The sequence below is a fragment of the Pseudomonas sp. KBN10P06128 genome, assembly GCF_037574945.1.
Lineage (GTDB): Bacteria > Pseudomonadota > Gammaproteobacteria > Pseudomonadales > Pseudomonadaceae > Pseudomonas > Pseudomonas aeruginosa.
In genome coordinates, this window is record NZ_JBBELR010000001.1 from 3,536,625 (window position 1) to 3,555,201 (window position 18,577).

The 18,577-nt window shown below is 55.8% G+C and carries 12 protein-coding genes; 9 read left to right on the top strand and 3 right to left on the bottom strand.

Features of this window, described 5'->3' with window-relative positions:
• Positions 1–351: 351 nt before the first annotated feature.
• Positions 352–1,514, bottom strand: a protein-coding gene (locus tag VQ065_RS16790) for an IS3-like element IS222 family transposase (protein ID WP_100814915.1) whose coding sequence is annotated in 2 segments (ribosomal slippage) — positions 352–1,259 and positions 1,259–1,514 — 1,164 coding nt in all. Because the reading frame shifts where the segments join, the coding sequence is not laid out codon by codon here.
• 140 nt (positions 1,515–1,654) lie between these two features.
• The gene (locus VQ065_RS16795; protein ID WP_023657416.1) at positions 1,655–2,044 is read right to left on the bottom strand and encodes a very short patch repair endonuclease; all 390 of its coding nucleotides are present in this window, start codon (positions 2,042–2,044) and stop codon (positions 1,655–1,657) included.
• A gap of 95 nt (positions 2,045–2,139) precedes the next feature.
• On the opposite strand from VQ065_RS16795, the gene VQ065_RS16800 reads away from it, so the two are divergent.
• From VQ065_RS16800 to VQ065_RS16815, 4 genes are all read left to right on the top strand, one after another.
• Positions 2,140–3,324: a DNA cytosine methyltransferase gene (locus VQ065_RS16800; protein WP_042113812.1), complete on the top strand. Its 1,185-nt coding sequence runs from the start codon at positions 2,140–2,142 to the stop codon at positions 3,322–3,324.
• On the top strand, positions 3,321–5,873 hold the full coding sequence (locus VQ065_RS16805) for a hypothetical protein (RefSeq protein WP_003089200.1): 2,553 nt from the start codon (positions 3,321–3,323) through the stop codon (positions 5,871–5,873). Before VQ065_RS16800 ends, VQ065_RS16805 begins: the two co-directional genes overlap by 4 nt.
• A 64-nt stretch (positions 5,874–5,937) precedes the next feature.
• Positions 5,938–8,022, top strand: a complete 2,085-nt coding sequence (locus VQ065_RS16810) for a hypothetical protein (protein ID WP_169309831.1) — start codon at positions 5,938–5,940, stop codon at positions 8,020–8,022.
• Positions 8,023–8,035: 13 nt separating this feature from the next.
• Positions 8,036–13,876 carry a DEAD/DEAH box helicase gene (locus VQ065_RS16815; RefSeq protein WP_003089206.1) on the top strand — a complete coding sequence of 1,947 codons (5,841 nt, stop codon included), beginning with the start codon at positions 8,036–8,038 and terminating at the stop codon, positions 13,874–13,876.
• Positions 13,877–14,217: 341 nt separating this feature from the next.
• On the opposite strand, the gene VQ065_RS16820 is transcribed toward VQ065_RS16815, so the two are convergent.
• On the bottom strand, positions 14,218–15,312 hold the full coding sequence (locus VQ065_RS16820) for an MBL fold metallo-hydrolase (RefSeq protein ID WP_023657411.1): 1,095 nt from the start codon (positions 15,310–15,312) through the stop codon (positions 14,218–14,220).
• On the opposite strand from VQ065_RS16820, the gene VQ065_RS16825 reads away from it, so the two are divergent.
• The 5 genes from VQ065_RS16825 (at position 15,247) to VQ065_RS16845 (ending at position 18,465) form a co-directional block, all read left to right on the top strand.
• Positions 15,247–15,567, top strand: a complete 321-nt coding sequence (locus tag VQ065_RS16825) for a hypothetical protein (RefSeq protein ID WP_159060630.1) — start codon at positions 15,247–15,249, stop codon at positions 15,565–15,567. The genes VQ065_RS16820 and VQ065_RS16825 overlap by 66 nt on opposite strands.
• A 94-nt stretch (positions 15,568–15,661) precedes the next feature.
• Positions 15,662–16,024, top strand: coding sequence for a hypothetical protein (locus VQ065_RS16830; RefSeq protein WP_003089210.1), 363 nt, complete (start codon positions 15,662–15,664; stop codon positions 16,022–16,024).
• A gap of 49 nt (positions 16,025–16,073) precedes the next feature.
• Positions 16,074–16,814: an SDR family NAD(P)-dependent oxidoreductase gene (locus tag VQ065_RS16835; protein ID WP_003089213.1), complete on the top strand. Its 741-nt coding sequence runs from the start codon at positions 16,074–16,076 to the stop codon at positions 16,812–16,814.
• A 215-nt stretch (positions 16,815–17,029) separates the two neighbouring features.
• The gene (locus tag VQ065_RS16840) at positions 17,030–17,749 is read left to right on the top strand and encodes an MOSC domain-containing protein (RefSeq protein ID WP_003089216.1); all 720 of its coding nucleotides are present in this window, start codon (positions 17,030–17,032) and stop codon (positions 17,747–17,749) included.
• A 119-nt stretch (positions 17,750–17,868) separates the two neighbouring features.
• On the top strand, positions 17,869–18,465 hold the full coding sequence (locus VQ065_RS16845; protein WP_003089218.1) for a transglycosylase SLT domain-containing protein: 597 nt from the start codon (positions 17,869–17,871) through the stop codon (positions 18,463–18,465).
• Positions 18,466–18,577: the final 112 nt, after the last annotated feature.

Below are 18,577 nucleotides of genomic sequence, written 5' to 3' on the forward strand. Positions count from 1 at the left end.
GTAACGTCTGCACATTATGCGAATGCATGGCATACTCAGTTGTGTTGCGTTGGCCTTACCTTCATGGCACGTTCAGTAGCAACAATCCATTCAGAAACAGGCAGCTTTAGCTGTTGTGAATCGCATGGCTCGTATTCGGCTTCGAGATCCCAGCGTCCCACCCGCTCTCATGGGCTGGCTGCTTGTCGTTGACCAAGGCTTGCCAAGATATTGGGCGACGGTATGGGTGGCGTTACATGGCGCCGCACTGCACGAGTCAACCTTATCGGCACATCTCTCGGTCATTGAGTCGATGTACCGCTCGGTACAGATCCAATTGAATGAAGATTGCCTAGATCGGTTGTGTAGTGGTCAACCCATCCCGGACAGTGGGTTGAGTTTTTCTTCGGCCACCGCAGGCGGTAGCCCGTCGTTGAATTGATGCGGCCTGATCCAGTTGTAGCGGTGCATCAGGTAATGACTGATGTCCCGTTGGGCCTCCTGCGCCGTCAGGTAACCCGTTGACGGGACCCACTCCGACTTCAGACTGCGGAACAGGCGCTCCATCGGCGAGTTATCCCAGCAATTCCCTCGGCGACTCATGCTCTGCTGCATCCGATAGCGCCAGAGCCGTTGCCGAAACAGGCGGCTGGCGTACTGGCTGCCCTGGTCTGAATGGAACAGCACCTGCTGTGGCTTGCCGCGCTGTTCGTAGGCCATGTCCAGGGCCTTGATCACCAGTTCGGCATCCGGCTTGGCCGAGAACGCCCAGCCGATCACCCGCCGGGTATGCAGATCCAGCACCGCGGCCAGGTAGTGCCAACGGCCTTGCGCCCAGACGTAGGTGATGTCGCCACACCACACCTGATTGGGATGCTCGGTCGCGAATTCGCGGTTCAGCCGATTCGGGATATCCGGCCGCTCAACCGTGGCCTGTTTGTAGGCGTGCGAGCCCGGTTGCTTGCTAACCAGGCCTAGCTCACGCATCAACCGACGCACTCGGAAACGGCCGATGGTCACGCCCTCTTCGCGCAGCATGCCCAGAATGCTGCGGCTGCCGGCCGAGCCCCGACTCTGGCTGAACAACTGGTTGACTTGGCTGCGTAGCGCCACGCGGCGAGCATCGACACGCCGCCGTCGAAGACGGTGGACGTAGTAGCAAGACCGCGCCACATCGAAAGCTGAACAGACCACTTCCACCGACTCCTGCTCACTCAACTGGTCTATCAGCGCGTACGATCGAGTTCGTCCGACATCAAGAGAGCGGTAGCCTTTTTTAATATCGCTTTCTCCCGCTCCAACCGGTTGATCCGGGCTTCCAGCTCCTGGATCTTTTGCTGCTCAGGCGTCAACGCCTTGCTCTTCGGGGTCACACCCTGGCGCTCCGCCTCGAGCTGCTTCACCCAACGGCGTAAGGCCGAATCCACCCCCCCCAGCGAACGGCAGGCGTCGATATGGCTGTAGCCTTGGTCCAACACCAGGGCCACGGCCTCTCGTTTGAACTCGGCGGAAAACGTACGTCGTTGCTTGCTCATCAGACACCTCTCTCACGGCGAGGATTTTCGCCTAAATCGGTGTCCGGGATCAGTAGACCACTACATTTTCCACCTTGTGCGTCCACAAGCGTCACTGAGAGCACAGCGAGTGGAGTCCGTTCCGAATCGCAGGCGTGCTGTTATCCATTCAAAAAGGTGCATAGACGAGACGCCAGCATACAATGATCTTTCAGCTCGCATTCCCATACGACGTGAACCCGCCACCCAAGCTCGGCCAAGCGAGCTTGGTTCTGTGAGTCTCGCTGACGGTTGCGCTCGATCTTAAAATGCCAGTATTCTCCATTGGTCTTTGGCTTACGGGCTCCTCGGGGGCAGCTGTGACCGTGCCAAAAACAGCCATGGACGAACACGACCTTACGGCGACCAATGAATACCAAGTCAGGCTTACCAGGAAGGTCTTGCCGATGCAGCCTATAGCGATAGCCGAGAGCGGATACGATTCGTCTTACGGCGAGCTCGGGGGCCGTGTCCTCCGACTTTATGCTCCTCATAATCTCCGAACGATCCACTCCCGTCCTCCTGCGTCTTACAATACCTGCGCTTGTCCCTCATGCCTGTATTGTAGCTTGTGCTCGCGCATTATTGATTTAGCGGCAAATATTATATGAATGACGCTTTAAAGTTTTATGAGTTCTTTGCAGGTGGTGGAATGGCGCGCGCCGGCCTAGGTGGCGATTGGGACTGTTTGTTCGCTAATGACTTGGATCGTATTAAGGCGTCCACTTATATTGAAAACTGGGGTGACGCCCATTTTGATAACCGCGATGTTAGAGACGTAAAGACATCGGACCTTAAGGGGATTGGGGATTTGGCTTGGGCGTCATTTCCATGTCAAGACTTATCTGTGGCAGGAAATGGCTTAGGAATTGGTAGCTCTGGTGGAAATGAGATCACAAGGTCTGGCGCACTTTGGCCTTTTCTTGATCTTATAGAGCAGCTCCGTTTAGAAAATCGACAGCCGCCACTATTGGTCTTGGAGAATGTAGTAGGCTTGCTTACGCTGGAAGGAGGTCGTGACTTTTCCGCCATCTGTGAGCGCCTCAGGGAAATGGGTTATTGCTACGGGGCAACGATAGTGGATGCCAAGCACTTTCTCCCTCAATCTCGTCCTCGAGTCTTTATCATTGCAATCCTAAAGGGAATTAATATCCCTACAAAATTATTTCGCGGGATGGCCAGTAGTCACTGGCATTCCCCTACATTGCTTCGCACTTATAGGGCTCTCCCCTCTCGCCTACATGAAGACTGGGTCTGGTGGGATTTAGGGGATCCTCCTGCTTTAAGAGAAGACGCACTTCACAGTTTCATTCAGCGCAAGAATGTGATCTGGAATACGCAAGAGGAAACTGATCGGTTAATTGGCATGATGGCGCCATCCCACCTTGCACGCCTCGACAAGGCAAAACTTTCAGGCAGATTAGCTATTGGCAGTCTTTACTTGCGAATGCGCAGAGAGGGCGGGGTTAATAGGCAGCGAGCAGAAATAACTTTCTCACCATTGCTGGGTTGCTTACGAACTCCTCGAGGCGGCGCATCTCGACCCAGAATCATCACGATAGAAGGCGGCTCGGTTAAAACTCGTTTACTTACGTCTAATGAGGCGTCTAAGTTGATGGGGCTGGAGGATTCATTCTTATTGCCAAGCATATATCACCATGCATTTAAGGTAATAGGTGATGGAGTCGCAGTCCCTGTCGTTCGCTTTCTTGCTGAACGTCTACTTGAACCGCTTGCATGGGCAGCTCGGCTACAAAATAACCTTCAGGGTCAAACGGTGGTTATGGGATGAACCCTCAATCTCCCAAAACTTTCGAAGAGTGGGAGCGCTGCCTAGTTCGGCATTTTCTAGTTGTGGGATCAGACGGGGATGCTAGTGATATACGCTCTTTTGAGGTAACCCCTACTACTTTAGCGCTCGCCTGCGGGGCAGGAATTGATCAAGAGCGAAATATCGAAGAATCATTCAGAATATTTATGGCTGGGATTTCAAATCTTCCAAACCGGCTGAATATTGGAATGCAAGGAGCATCCACCCGCGAGCTGCCTAATTTCTTCATCTATCTCGTCATGACACTGTTGATTGATAGCCAGCTGGAAGGAAGTGGCGACGGGAATGAATTTCGAGGGAAATTGCGGAAGTGGCTAAATTCTGAACATGGTTTTCAGCAGCTTCCTGGCGTAAATATAATGTGGGGGGCGCTTGGGCGCTGGCTGGACAAGCGAGTCGACGAAGGTTTACCTTATCGCCGACTTATTCTACCGATTATTCCAAAAACTTGGTGCCACATCGGCTATACGTTGAGATTAACCTTCCCTAATAAGGTTGATCTTCGGCTGATGGAGGTTTTTTTAGCGAACTGCCCTCAGGCTGAATCTGACCCAGGTCTAGTGGTAAGAAGCTTTCCAGCCATATTACTCAACGATCGAGCATCTGATGCACTTAAATCAGCCTTCAGTGAGTTCCGCGAATCCTATTTGCTAGGCCGGCGCGCCCTAGCTGACCTACGTTTCTGGCGCTTGCTTCGCCGCGCTCACGCCCACTCTGAAAAGCTCGAGCGACACAGCGTAGTGGTCGACATGATGTTTGATGCTGACGGGACCAGGGAGTATTTTTCTTCTGCGGATCAAACGAGTCAGGCAGTGTTTCACCCTACCCTATTTCTCGCTTTGAACGGCGTTTCTGCCGAGTCGAGCTTGAATTTGAGCGCCGCAGTTAAAACTGGTCTCTTATTCTTTCGACAAATTGGTGTAGGCCGCTGGCGAGCAGAGGCTCGGCTCTGCAGCGCTCCACAGGGTCTCCATATGGCTCTGGCGCGAAGGCATGTGTCACATCTAGGCAGTCGATTGGGGCGATTAGTGTGCGAGGGTGATTGGTTTTTAACAACCACTGTGCACAGCTACCACTCCCTGCATGAAACTCTTACTCCTATGGGTTTTTTCCCGCGCGCTTCCGAGCAGATCGTACGACCTCGTCTCTCAGGAGGTGTACGTGTAGCTCATGGTTGGCTGGGACGACCAGGCTTTTTACCGCACATTGAGTCCGATACGACTGATTACATAATTAACCCAGTAGACGTCCGACTCGAGAAAGAATCCATTGTGATGGAGGGCGGGCAGCTAACGGCATTGGTTCCGGTCGAGGGCTCCTTTGTCATAGAACCAGAGCGTGAATTAGTAGAGAAAGCTGCCCCCTGGCGGCTTCGAGTGCAGTTGATTCGTAATGCATTGCCCCATCTCGGCTTGGGTTCGAGTGCTCGATATAAGTTGGAGCAGCTGAACGACTGGTCGCGAGTCTCACCTTCCTCCGTCGTTTTCGAAGGGCAGGATCCTTTAGTTTGGGAAGAGATCGTCTCCGAAAGCGAAGACTTGCTTGAGGCGATCTACGCCGACGGTGCTAGTGGATGGGAAGAGGCAGCGCTTGTCACTCTTCTACGAGGTGTCGATACAAGCACATGGGACTTACTTCGCTGTCTTCAGGACGCAGGCATTATCGAGCCTAGGCTGCGAAACGGTTGGAAAGGCCGTGCCTGGACTCTTGTAGCGCCTCGGCTGGTCGGAGTAACGAGGGGTAATCAGAACATCGCTGTCATCGAGGGGGCAGTCTGCGCATCACTTATCGACGAGTTCCGGTCTGTGGTCGCTAGGTTGGGTGGCCAGTGCTTTAGGCGGACCGGTGTAAGCCCTTGGTCTCCTCCAGTAATCGGGGCGAGCGTTGCATCCGTTGAGGCCCTGGCAGAAAAAATGGATTGGCCGTTGGCACTTCAACCGATGATGCCTGACGCAGAGCCACTGGCATTCGTCGAGACTCATCGCATGTCAGACTTACATGAGGTCGCCTCTGCATGGGATTGGAATGAGAGACGATTCAAGGAAAGTGCCTCCCGCGAAGAGCCATTTAAGCTGACTCGTTTCTCTCATCCCGGCGGGCGAGATCACGACCTCTACTGCCTGACGAGTCGCAGTCGCCTGATGAATTATCTGTCACGTACGGCTGCAATTGCTGCTGCGCACGCCTCTTCGCACACCCCCCTGTTTGAGCAGCGTGACGACAATCTACTAGTACGCCTCACTTGCGACGGGGGGCTTCCCGACGCGGTCGCGGCCGGCCTCAGACGACGACTGCTCCGCACAGCGGGTCCCGTGGGAAATGAATATTTTTATCCGATTACTCAGCAAGCTCTTAGTTGGCTTAGCTCACTGTTGCCAGGCTGTCTAGCAGGGCCGGATTTGATTGATGAGCGTCCCCCTACCCGTCTTGTGGCTGAGGCACGTAGGTCAAGGGGGCAGCAACGATTGCACTGGCGCAAGGGGCGCCTGACGCTGCCGCGTCACACGTAAGGAGTTATTGGTGATGGCTTCAACTACCCCATGGTACGCCGGGACTTGTGAAAGACGGAATGACATGACCGTCCAGCTCAAGGTGGTAGCAGTTAAAACTAAGTTGGGCTGGAGCTTGGTTGAGAACCCACACAAGTTGTTCCGCAAATCGGGAGAAGTCGAGATGCGCGGGGCAGATGTCGCATCACTCCGATTTGGGGAATGGGTGAAATTTCAGGTAGGGCCAAGCGAGCGCAAGGATCAATGGAGAGCTACTCGGCACCATCGCCTATACGCCTATTACGATTTGTCATCTGCTCAATCTGTTGAAGAAGCACGCCAAACTCTTACGTTTAACGGGGTAGCGACGCATCGGCCGCCAGGGATATGGATGATCCGCATCAATGGAGATCAGGTCGTCCAGATCGAGTTTACCCGGTCGGGAGACGATCTCCTATTAGCATCTCACATCACTACACTACCGGCGTATGAGTTTGATCAGGACTCGGTGATATCAATGCCGACCGGGTCTTCTGAGCACCTGTTCTATGATCTTGGTTCTGACGCCAAGCCCTGCTACACCTACGACTGGACACCTGAAAGTGGATACATTGAACGTGTCATCCGTCGCCTCGCAGGTTTCCAATCACCACAGTTGGCAGAGATTATTTCCTGGCTTCAGCAGCACGCTGATGAGCGCACTGGCCGAATTACCGTTAACCCTGATGACGTGCTTGCCGCCCATGAGGCGCTTCGTTCAGGTGAGCTAGCCAAACGCCTAAACGCCGAACAGACGCTTTTACGTTCATTGGTGGACGCGCTGACAGGTGATGCCCGCATGGCAGGTCTCCTTGAGCGTGAACGCAATGCTCTAATCGAGCAGGAACGCAACACCATACATACCAATCTCGAGATGCAGTTGGCTGTGGAAATGGAGTTGCAGCGTGATCTTCGCACTTCTCAGCTCGAAGTCCAGCTAAAAGAGCATGAAGCGGCCAGTCGTGCTCAAATAAAAGAACAGCTGGATCATGATCGGCAGGAAGCGGAGTCCGCCATAGCGGCGTATCAAGCCGCACAAAAAGTCGAGATCGATAAAGTTATCTGCTCTCGGCTAGCCGCGCTGGAGCAAGAAAAGGCGGAGCTTACGGAGTATTGCGCCAACCTATCGCAATCTAGGGACGAGCTCATCTTGACGCTACATGAACTCGAGATAAAAGCCGAAGATTTAAACGCCTTGGTCGGAGATCTGAGTGCAGCTGTTACAATTCTGAAAGAACAAAGAGAGCATGGTACAGCTGAAGTCGAACGCCTAAAAGAAATTAGCCGAGTAGCATCAGAGGGGCGCGGTTATGCTCCGGTGACTGTCGTCCCATTTTACCGTCCCAAACACTCGACGGCCTGGTGTTGCTCTGAAGCTGGAGAGGTATTAAAGAACTGTGCGTTGCTGACAAGTAACGGGAAAAAATTGATGGAGCAGTTTATCGCGCTATCTCTGGCCGGTGAGATACCGCTGCTAGTAGGTCCCGATGTTGCAGACTTTTTGTTGGTCGCTGAGTCACTAGTAGCCTCAGGACGGTCAGCGCGCTTGGAAGCAGATCCGACAATCCTGACATTTGAAGATTTGTGGGTGCGAGCAGGAACGGGGTTGCCAACATCTTTGGCTCAAGGATTAACACTAGCCAGCAGCCAGGAGCCATGCTCCGTTTTGGGGGTAATCGATCGAGCTGAGCGCTCTGCCGCGAGGTTCTGGCTGCCTGCGTTGACGGACCGAGCCCGTCGTGGAGACCTCCCCAGACGGCTCTTGCTATGTGCCACTGTTGAAGACGATAGCTGCGAAGAGGCTGAAGCTCTGCGGGGCAGCCAGATTTGGCTGCCAGTCAAGGAAGCCATCGCTAAGGATGCAGCCACTGTTGCCCCACTGTGGCTCTCTCCGAGCCAGTATCGAGAATTAGATCCCGGCGATTGCCCGGTTGAAAGCATCGAGGGTGGCCTCAATGTTGCCCAAAAGCTCGCAAACCGCCTTGGGCTCGTTAACACGCTAAGAGCGGTTCGATCAGCAGCAGAGGTAGCTACTTTCTATAAGGGGAAGGAAGCTATAGATGCTATTGCGCGAATGAATACATTGTTTCTTAATTCCGTAGGTTCGGAGCAACCTGCGGTAGCATATTAATAAGGAGGTCGATATGCTGGACCCTATTGGAAGTTTTTATCGCATTCGGGATTTTTTTATTTCATATGTTGAAACCAGCTTTCGAATTTCCGACCCTCTAGCTTCTGAAGCACGGCGTGCCCTGCTCAAGACCAGCGGCATCCTGGCCACAGCTCCATTTATTGAGCCAGTGCTTCGCTACGAATCTTCGGATAAAAATCTTGAGGACCTAATTGAGGAGGCAGATGGCGTCCTCAAGCCACTGTCGCTAAAGGGCCGCAAGGCCTTCGTTGAACTGGCTCTGTCTGGTCTGTTTGATGGGAGCTCTGATGACGGCCCTTTACTCCGGAAGTCCCAATACGCGCCATACCGGCATCAGGTCTCGATGCTTGAACGAGGCATTCGACCTGGCCGCCCCGGTATTGTAACTTCCGGCACCGGCTCAGGAAAAACAGAGAGTTTTATGCTTCCGATACTGGCTGCTCTTTCTAATGAAGCAGTCGAGTGGCAAAAACCGGAATCCAAATATTTGCAAGAACACTGGTGGAAAACTCCGAAGTCCCAATGGGCCCCCCGGAGAGCTGGCGAGAAACGGCCGAGTGCCGTTAGAGCACTCGTACTCTATCCTATGAATGCTCTTGTTGAAGACCAGATGGTTCGCTTGCGCAAGACTCTCGACTCACAAGATGCACATGAAGTAATGGATGCTCGATTCGCTGGGAATCGTCTTTTCTTCGGACAATATACGAGCGCTACCCCTGTAACAGGCTACGAGCAACATCCTCGCCTCGCAGGTGACAAGCAGGAAGCGAAGCGTCGAGCTCGACGCATCTCTAGATTGCGTAAGGCGATGCAGGATTTCTTCTGCAACCAGAGCGCAGCCCGCAAATTTGATGAAAATTCTGAGCGTCAGCAAGGACGTATTCGAGAGACCACGCGCTACATCTTCCCATCGATAGATGGGGGCGAAATGGTTTCGCGATGGGATATGCAGGCTTCGCCGCCAGACATACTAGTTACCAACGCATCCATGCTGGGAGCTATGCTGTCGAGAGAAATTGAAGATGCGATTTTCGACAAAACCCGTGAATGGCTCTTATCAGACAAAGACTCCTATTTCTACCTCGTCTTCGACGAGCTTCATTTAGTTCGCGGCTCCGCCGGCACTGAGATTGCCTGCCTAATTAAGTCCCTGATTCAGCGGCTTGGCCTTGATCAACCGGAGCACGCGTACAAACTACGTCTACTTGCATCTTCGGCCTCTCTTCCTTTGGAAGGCGCCGAAGGTGTTCAGTCAAGGACATACTTACGTGATCTTTTCGCACCATTCGGCACAAGCATCAGCGAAGACGATCCAGGTTCTACCGATCCAAGATTTTGGAATGAGTGCATAATCCAGGGTGTGCCGCATATCCCTCCCGCGAGAGCGGGTGGCATTCCTTCTGAACCATTCGCTCAATTGATGATGGCTGCACTTGAGGGGAAAGATGGATTTGTCGGCATACTGGATCGGACTCCCGCATTAGAGGCTGCTATATCTAAGGCAGCTGCAGCGCTGGGTGTTGTAGCAACGGCGCAAGCCTCGCTTGAGAAGTTGCTAGCCGAAGCGGCAGCCGGACTACTAACACATGCTTGTAAAAACGATGACACTATCCGGGCTACTACACCCGAATCGATTGCTGCTAGGGTATTTGCCCCGGGCAGCGACGACACTGAGTTGGCTCTCCGCGGACTGATGCTGGCCCGAGCGCTTCCAGAGGCTAACGATTCGCGGGCTAGAGTTGCAGGTGCAACGCCAGCCTTCCGTGTCCATACCTTCATTCGGAATATAGAAGGCCTATTTGCTTCCGTCACCCCACGTCAGCATAGCGTGACCTTTAGCGATTTCTCTGTAGAACGGGGAACTTCGCATTCATCCCCCGCAACGGGTCAAGCGCGAGGCCGCCGGCTTTTTGAGCTTTTATATTGTGAAGCATGTGGGGATTTGTTTGTCGGTGGCCAGCGAGGCCAGAGTAGCGGTTCAACTAATGCTACTGAGCTACTGCCGTCGGCAGCGAATCTGGAGCACTTACCTGAGCGCCCAGGAGCAGAATATTACGATGACATGACTTTAGATGAGTTCGCAGTTTTCTGGCCGCGACGTGGTGACTGGATCGGATCAGATAAGGGCTATGATCAATGGATGCCCGCCCATCTCAGTCCGGATACAGGTGTAGTGGAACTGGGCGAGACTGCGAAGGAAGGAAATATAGCAGGTTATCTTTATTATCAGACAGAAACGGCGATTAGCAAAGGAAAGAATAAGCCTGTTCAGCAACCCTCTGCGCAACCGTTTTGCTGCCCAAAATGTGGCACCGATTACTCAAACCGGCCTGATACAAATCGTTCACGCTCACCGATCCGCGCATTTCGTACTGGCGTGACTAAATCTTCGCAGCTAGTGGCAACGGAGCTTTTCGAACTGCTACATGCTATAGGGGCCGAGCCTAAAGGAATTGTCTTTTCTGATAGTCGCCAGGATGCGGCTGGGCAAGCTATGGAGATTGAGCGGCTGCATTTGCGTGATCTGCGTCGTGAAATTCTAGTTACAACCGCGAGATCCTACATAAAAGAAGCATCGATAGAAGCTCTCAGCTCAGCTGAAATAATCGAGCTTCTGGGTAAAGCTCATGCTGCGAGAGATAACAACGAGATCCGCAGGTTGTCCGGCCTCTTAACTAAACAGACCGAAAATGATGCATCTAGAACTCAAAAGGTAAAGCTGGACAGACTTCTAGAGTTAAGCCAGGATGGTTCTATTGGTAGAATAACAGCCGAGCTAGTGCGGCTAGGTATATCGCCCTATAAGAGCAGCTCATCTAGCATCAAAGAGCTCCCCTGGCATCAGGAGTTCGAGAAATCTGGAGAAGTTATTTCCTACGACAATGCGCTGTCCCTACCTCAAATATCTGAAATAAATCTAGACATCATTGATAGTCAATATGAACTAGTCGACGATGTGATTTTCGCCAATACATTCTTCGCTCTCGAGGAAACTGGTCTCGCCTACCCTTGCCTTTCGAGTGATGAAGAAAATCAAGCGTTGGATGCATGGCTTCGTATTTTTGCAAGCGCCTATCGTGTTAAGGAAAATAAGTATTTTGATAAGAACAAGGTAAAGCTTTGGCAAAGAGGGGGCGACATCAGCAATAGTCGAATCAAGAAAATCGCCCAGGCATTGTACGGTAACTCACTGTATATTGATGAACTAACGACGGTCTTATATAAATTTGACCGCTCTGGACATCGCGGCGGCTTATTCAATATTGGAAAGCTATTCCTGAAAGTTACTAAGCCGGGTGATTTATTTTGGCGCTGCACCAACTGCGAACGTGTTCACTTGCATGAAGGGCTAGGGATATGCACTCGCTGCGCTACGCCGCTGCCAGAGCCAAGTGGAAAGGTTGAGGAGCTCTGGTCTACCAATTTCCTAGGAAAGCGAATCATTCGCAGCGAGCGCGATGGTGTGGGGCGCTTCCGCTTGCGCGTGGAAGAACTAACAGGTCAAACAGATGACTTCTCTGATCGACTCAGAAAGTTCAAGGGTATTTTCGTTGATGAAGTTAGCGAATTAGAGAGGCTAGCTTCAGAGATAGACATGCTGTCTGTCACGACAACGATGGAGGTTGGGATCGATATCGGCGCTTTACAGACTGTGTATCAAGCGAACATGCCACCTCAACGATTCAACTATCAACAGCGGGTGGGGCGCGCTGGTCGTCGTGGGCAAGCCTTTTCGTTCGTCGTAACTTTCTGTCGCGGGCGGAGCCACGATGCATATTACTTCGCACATCCGCACGCGATCACTGGCGACCCGCCACCTCCTCCCTTCCTTGCGCCCGCTCACGACGCCATTCCTATGCGTCTCCTTCGCAAGACTTGGCTGCGAGCCGCTTTTAAGCAGCTAAGGGATCAGTGCGCCGAACGAGGTGAGATATTTCCTGGTGATCTACTTACTCCTCCAGATGTGCACGGAGAATATGTCACTACCAGAGACTATTACCACAACCAAGACATCGACTGGTCTGCTCGTTTGCATGCGGCACTGGCGCAGACCCAGGCAGTGCGAGAGCAGTTCATCAACGCTGTAACCTTTGATCAAGAACAGCGTCAACGACTGAGGGATAAGTTAAGCGTCGATCTATTAATTAGTGAGATTAATGACCAACGCCCTAACGCTCCATCCGATGAGATGGGACTCGCTCGATTTTTAGCTGAGCGAGGTTTGCTGCCAATGTACGGTATGCCTACCCGCGTTCGTAATCTTTACGTAGGTCTTCGCGAAAGCAACAGCCATGGCGGGGGCGCAGAGTACGAATGGTCAACAATGGATCGCGATCTTGATTTGGCTGTGTTTGAGTACGCGCCTGGGGCGGTTCTTGTTAAAGATAAGAAGAAACATAGAGTTGTCGGATTTACGGGAAATCTGACTGACCCACAAATACAGGGGCGAGCTATCGAAGGGATACGTTCGGTCACCGATTGGTGTGAATCAAAAACCTACGTAGCCATTTGCCCTACATGTGGTTCGGCTTGTCAAAGCATTGAAGTACCTGGCGAGGCTTTGAAATGCAGTGACTGCCGAGCACTAATCCCGAAGGAATGCTTCCTGCTCTACGTGACACCCGCTGCTTTCCGTACTGATTTTGTGCCCAAAGACGAGCTCGATGAGTTTGAACGCATGTCTTTGCGTACCGTTGCGACCGTGTTGCGCGAAGGCGAAGACTTGGACTGCGGAGCCCTAAAAGTTCGAAGCGGCGCAGGCGTAACCATCCTTCAGCTTAACGATGGGCCGACCGATGGAAAGAGTGATGGACGCCAGTTTACTGTTGATCTTGTTCTGGACCAGAGGGTGCCAGTGCCTTTCTCACCTCAACGACCACCAATTGATGGCATTCAAGCAATCGAGTCAGGCTGGCGTCGTTCAAATAATACACAACGCTGGGGCGCATCTCAGGGGGAGCAATGTTTCGGCTTGATCTCGAAAAAGGAAACGGACTCTATTCATCTCGAGCTAACAAGCTTTGACGAGCGTCTAACTCTAAATATGGTGGCCCGCAAAGGTGAATTCATGCATTTACCTACCCGAGCTGCAGCCATCAGCGCCACTCAAATTTTGGTTAACAAAGCTGCACTGGCCTTAGACGTTTCTCCAGATGAATTCGAGGCTCTCGAGCCTAGACTCCGCTCAGGAAGTCCGATGTTACAAATAGCTGATGCCCTAATTAATGGGTCTGGCCTTTGCCGTCGGCTGGGGGAACCGGGTGCCGATTCGCGCACACCTCTTATCGTAGACTTGCTGCGTGAGACTCTCACGAACACCAATGTATGGCCTCTTCAGGACTTCCTTGGGACCGGCGCCGATGGAGTGCACACAGCTCAATGCCAGACATCCTGCTACCGATGCATCCAGCGATACGGGAACCGGAGATATCACGGCTTGCTCGACTGGCGCTTGGGTATGGCCTATTTGCGCGCACTGGTAACTCCGAATTACGCCTGCGGTCTCATCCCTGGCGATGAAAGGTATCCTGAGATTCAAGGCTGGAAGGAGCGGGCCTGCCAGCTTGCGGAAAACGTCGAAGCAATGCGCAAAGGCACAGTTCGCTATGAATATCTGCGACATTCGGGCCTGCCCTGTCTCAGCGAGCAGAAGGACGGGGCTGAACTGTGGCGCGCCGTTGTAATTCACCCTTTGTGGCGGCACACGGAAGTCGGGGCAATGCGTGACCTGTTAGGCCCGGATTGGTCATCGTCGTTAAGATATCTAGATACCTTTGAGCTAGAACGACGACCACTGCGCCGCCTGGCAGCCTTAAAGCAAGAGGAATCTTAAACGCCTTGGCACATGCGACGGCTCAAACTCGTATATCGTCGACATCGATTTGGCAATAGTCGCCTGCGCTGGAGCGCAGGTGACTCGCGAGCGATAGATATTTTTGTTGCGTCGCCGAAATACGAGTCACGCAACAAAGTCTGCCCGGCGCCATTGGCAACGTTGATTTCTCAAAAAAATGGCGCGACAACGCTTATCTCTGGAGGCTAGCGCGCGCAACAGCTTCCGAACTTGCATTCTTTACGAATCTACAGGTTCACAGGACCTAGGGCAGCATCACGCATTTCGAAGCGACTCCATGGCGGCTTCCGTCTGGAGCCCTCGTGCAATCGCTCGCCGACCTAGCTTCTGCAACAGCCGTAACCCTGCACCTGCGTTTCGCTGTCGACCACTTCGCGCCACCAGCGTCGGCCGGCATGCGGTGCTTGCAGATCGATCCGTTCGCCCATCATCGGCGTGGAAACCCGTACGCCGTGTTCGGTGGCCAGTTCGAGTATCCGTTCGAACGGCTCGTACCAGGCATGCATGGCCAGGTCGAAGGTGCCGTTGTGGATCGGCAGCAGCCAGCGCCCGCCAAGATCCCGGTGAGCCTGGAGGGTCTGCTGCGGGTGCATGTGCACGTAGGGCCAATGTTCGTTGTAGGCGCCGGTTTCCAGCATGGTCAGATCGAACGGTCCGTAGCGTCGGCCGATCTCGGCGAAACCATCGAAGTAACCGCTGTCTCCGCTGAAGAACAGCTTCAGTTCGGCGCTTTCGATCACCCAGGAACACCACAGCGTACGGTTCCCATCATGTAGCCCACGGCCTGAGAAGTGCTGTGCCGGCGTGGCGGTCAGGCGCAAACCGCCAGCCTCGATATCTTGCCACCAGTCCAGTTGGCGCACCTTGCCTGGCGGTACGCCCCAGGCCAGCAGGCGGTCGCCTACGCCGAGCGGCGCCAGGAACAGTTCGACGAGCGGGACCAGGGCCTTGATCGCGGCGCGGTCCAGGTGGTCGTAGTGATCGTGGGAAAGAATTACCCCACGGATCGGCGGAAGATCCGCCAATGCCACCGGCGGCGCATGGAAACGCTTCGGCCCGGCGAACGGCAACGGCGAGGCGCGCTCGGAAAATACCGGGTCGGTCAGCCACCAGCTACCGGCCAGTTTCAGCAGCAAGGTCGAATGACCCAGGCGGAACAGACTGCCATCGACGGTCGCATCGAGTTCGGCACGGCTCGGGCAGAGCACGGGTAAAGGCTGCCGCGGGACGGTGCTTCTCGGCTTGTTGAAAAGCGCGTTCCAGAGCACCCGGGCACCGGGTGCCGGCATGTCCGCCGGCCTGGGGCTGAGATTGTGGAAACGCCCCTGGCGCAATTGCGGGGAATCGTGATGTCCGCCGATGGCGGCTCGCCGTATCGAGGGAAGTTTCAAAGCGTCATTATTCCTGTCTGGCATTTCGACAACCGCAGCGCAGCCGCCGGCATTCGTTCGCGGTCACTATTGGGCATCCTCCCCTCCTCGTCATTGCCTATTCCTCGGGAGTCCTTGCCCGATCGTGCGGGCCTGCTCAAACGGTCGAATACCCCGCTCGCCCCGATCATTGAGCGTCATCGACGAGGCCGTTCCGAAGCGCCCGAAGCTGTCATCGGCGCAGAGTCAAATCGACTCCATGCAGGTCATTACGACCGCAAAAAGACCGTGTCAATATGACTCATAAACCTTCAAATCATTGATCTACATCAATAAAAAACCTGGCATGGGAAATGGAAAGCCAATGGCGACTCCTTCCCATTCAGGATTTCCCATGAAACGCATGCTCCCGCTCATCGCACTGGCCCTGGCAACCACGACTCCCCTCGCCCACACCGCCGAAGTGATTTCCGCAGATAGGGACCGAACGGTCGGCTACGGCGCCGGCGGCGTGGTTGGCGTCATGGTCGGCGCGGCCCTCGGCGGTCCCCTGGGCGCTATCGCCGGGGCCGCGCTGGGAGCCCTGGGAGGCGCCTCCGTCCAGCAGGCAACCGGTCTGAGCGAAAACGCCTACACCGTTCGCTACGAGGACGGCACGACCGAACGCTTCCGCTCTCCCAACGCCCGGTTCGACGCCGGCGACCAGGTGCAGGTACAGGGCATCCGCCTCATCCCTGCCCCGTCGCTCTCGCGTTGATCCATCCCTATCGAAGACCCGTATCTCCATCACCCCACGAGGGATTCCCATGAGTGAATTCAACGACCGGTTCGCCGTCGTCACCGGCGCGAGTTCCGGCATCGGCCTGAAACTGACCGAAACGCTGCTCGGGCACGGCGCGACTGTCCTGGCGATGGCAAGGCGCGAACGACCGCCGGAAAGCCTGCACGCCCACTCCGGCAAGCGTCTGCACTGGCTGGCGGGCGACGTCACCCGCGAACGGGACCTGGACGCCCTTGCTTCGCGTGCCGCGTCCATCGGCCCCGTCGATTACCTGGTACCCAACGCCGGCATCGCCCAGCTCGCCGACGGCCTGGACAGCCTGGCGTTCGAGCAGCAGTGGCGGGTCAACGGCGCCGGGGCGCTGAACACCTTTTCCGTGCTCAGCCGGCAAACGAGCAAACCGGCCAGCGTAGTCTTCATCGGTACCTTCCTCAGCCAAGTGACCTTCCCCGGGCTCGCCGCCTACATCGCTTCCAAGGCGGCCCTGATCGCCCAGGCCAGGACGCTGGCGGTGGAATGGGCAGAAAAAGGCGTGCGGATCAACCTCGTCTCCCCCGGCCCTACCGCCACCCCGATATGGGCATCACTGGGCCTGAGCAATGCCCAGGCGGAGTCTGTCACCCGGAGCATCAACCAGCGCCTGGTCGACGGCAGCTTCCTCAGCCCCGGGGAAATCGTCGACGTGGTGATGTTCCTGCTGTCGTCGAAATCCGCCGGGCTCTACGGCCAGGAGTTGATCGTCGACAAGGGCTACGGGCTGCGCTGAGGGCCGCCGATGCCGGACGTCGTATCGCGACGTCCGGCGCCTTTGCGGTTTCCTGTCGGGACCCCACGGCAGCTCAACTAGGGGGCCTGGATGCCCCCGGCCCGCCGAGGCTATCGACGCATCCGGAGGGTCTGGCGGCTTGACAGCGGGCGAAGGCTTGGCGGACTCTATATTGTATTTAGTCGATACCATCTCGCATCTTAGAGAACCCTCCCATGCCCCTGCCTGCCCTACCCCTGGATGCCCTTCTCACCGGCCGCGCCCGGCCCTTCACCCGCCCCGGCTCGCGTAGCGGCATCGCCAAGTCTCCGCGCGACGGTGCGCTCAGGGTCACCCCCGTCGGCCTGGAGGGCGACGAACAGGGCGACCTGCGCGTCCATGGCGGCGTCGAGAAAGCGATCCACCATTACCCACGCGAACACTACGCCGCCTGGATCGCCGAACTGGGCGAACACCCCCTGCTGATGCAGGCGGGCGCCTTCGGCGAGAACTTCAGCACCAGCGGCTGGAGCGAAGCCGACGTCTGCCTCGGCGACCGCGTGCGGGCCGGCACCGCGCTGCTGGAGGTGTCCCAGGGGCGCATGCCCTGCTGGAAACTCAACGACCGCTTCGAGGTCGCCGGGATGTCCCTGAGGGTGCAGGAGTCCGGGCGCACCGGCTGGTACTACCGGGTGCTGGAGGAAGGCGTGGTGGCGGCTGGCGATATCCTGCAACTGGTCGAACGGCGCCATCCGGACTGGTCCTTGTTGCGCCTGTCCGAGGTGCTGTTCGACAGGCGGGCCGACGCCGAGCTGCTGCGCCAGTGCCTGGCGCTGCCGCTGACGCCATCCTGGCGGCGCACCCTGGAGCGGCGCCTGGAAAAAGGCCAGGTCGAGGACTGGGAGCCGCGCCTGGAGGGAGCCCCCAGCCAGGCCGAGACGCCCAGGCCGACCTGAGGAAGCGCCGACCGCCCCCCGCAGGCAGGGAATCGGCCTGGGGATGCATGGAGTGCCGGAAAGCGGGTATAAAGCGCCAGCGTTAAGCGACCCAGACGTCTGCCAAAGGACCCCTTTTCATGCTGCGGCTCTCGATGCCGGCCCTGCTCCTGGCTCTTGCCGGCTGCGCCACCAAGCCCCCCGCCAATCCCGACAACCTCTGCGAGATCTTCCGCGAAAAACCGAAATGGCACGAGGCGGCGCTGAAGATGCAGCAGCGCTGGGGCGCGCCGGTCCAGGTGCCGATGGCGATGATGTACCAGGAATCGTCCTTCAAGCACGACGCCCTGCCGCCGCGCTACTACTTCCTGGGTTTCATCCCCTGGGGCCGGGTCAGCTCCGCCTACGGCTACGCCCAGGCCAAGGACGAGACCTGGGCCGACTACAAGCGCGAGGCCGGCGGCTGGGGCGCCAGCCGCGACGACTTCGCCGACGCCCTGGACTTCATGGGCTGGTACATCCAGAAGAGCCAGCGAGTCAACGGCGTCTCCAAGTGGGACGCCTACGGCCAGTACCTGAACTACCACGAGGGCTGGGGCGGCTACCGCAACCGCAGCTACGACGCCAAGCCATGGCTGAAGAACGTCTCGCAGAAGGTCCAGTCCCGCGCCTCGCTGTTCGGCGCCCAGTACCGCAGTTGCCAGCAGGAACTGTCGCGCGGCGGCTGGTTCTGGTAGCCCGGTCCGCGCACGCCGCGGGCTCGAACCTCTTCCGCCTTCGACGAGGGTAGCGTCCGCCAAGACGGCCCCAAGCCGGATCGGCACGCTCGAACGGCCATCCTGCGTCATG